We start from the raw sequence: 1,112 nt of genomic DNA, 5'->3' as shown, positions 1-1,112 counted from the left end.
TACTGACCGGTGCACCAAATACTGCCTCGTGCGTTAGAGAAGTATGAATACGAAAACTGATGCGCGAAAACTGGACCAGGCTACGCAGGCGCACCTGAGGAAGATGGTGGTGCAAGCGGTGCGCGGGGGCATGACGCGGGCGGAAGCGGCCCGAACATATGGCGTCAGCCTGCGCGCAGTGGGCAACTGGATGAAGTTGGCACGCGAAGGTGGCCTGCGGGCACTGAGGGCCGGCAAGCGTGGCCGTCGGCAGGGAAGCGGCCACCTGACCCATCCGCAAGCCGTGAGAATGCGCAAGCTGATCATCGAGCGCATGCCCGACCAGCTTGCGCTGCCGTTCTACCTGTGGACCCGCGAATCGGTGGCACAGCTGATCGAGCGGGAGTGCGCCGTCAAGGTGTCGAAGTGGACGGCGGGCCGATACCTCAAGGCATGGGGCATGAGCGCCCAGAAACCTGTTCGACGCGCGTACGAGCGAAAAGACGAGGAAATCGAGCGCTGGCTGAACGAGGACTATCCGGGCATTGCGAAAGAGGCGAAGCAGGAAGGGGCAACCATCTATTGGGGCGACGAAATGGGATTGCGCAGCGACCACGTCAGCGGTACCAGCTTTGCCCTGAAGGGCGAAACGCCGGTAGTGAGGGCGACCGGAAAGCGCTTCGGCTGCAACATGATTTCGGCGATTACGAATCGCGGCGAACTGAGCTTTATGGTCTTCGAAGGGACGTTCAAGAACGCGACCTTCATCGATTTCATGAAGCGCCTGCTCAGACAGGCCACGCGCAAGATCTACCTGATCGTCGATGGGCATCCCGTGCACCGCTCCAAAGCAGTCAAGCGGTTCGTCGCCGATAACGCTGAACGTCTGCGTCTGATCCGACTGCCTGGGTATTGCCCCGAGCTGAACCCTGACGAGCTGCTCAATCAGGATGTGAAAACCAACGCGCTTGGCAAAAGCCGACCGGCTACCAAGGCGGAGATGATCGGCACGGTCCGGCGACACCTGCATCGCAGGCAAAAGGAACCGCACGTGATTCGCAATCTCTTTAAGGAAAGACACGTCCGTTACGCTGCCTGAGAAAAAAGAGCACTATTTGATGCACCAGTCAGTA

General features: G+C 59.5%; 1 protein-coding gene. It reads left to right on the top strand.

Going from position 1 to position 1,112, the window contains the following annotated elements; translation table 11 throughout:
- Nucleotides 1–43 precede the first annotated feature (43 nt).
- Entirely contained in the window at nt 44–1,078 is a 1,035-nt protein-coding gene (locus tag AWB78_RS42725; RefSeq protein WP_063959124.1) for an IS630 family transposase, read from the top strand.
- Nucleotides 1,079–1,112 lie beyond the last annotated feature (34 nt).

This window comes from Caballeronia calidae, assembly GCF_900044055.2.
Lineage (GTDB): Bacteria > Pseudomonadota > Gammaproteobacteria > Burkholderiales > Burkholderiaceae > Caballeronia > Caballeronia calidae.
This window is presented reverse-complemented; position numbering and strand designations above follow the sequence as displayed.

Coding starts and splice junctions, on each gene's coding strand:
- AWB78_RS42725 (WP_063959124.1), top strand. CDS start 44: ATGAATACGAAAACTGATGCGCGAAAACTGGACCAGGCTACGCAGGCG.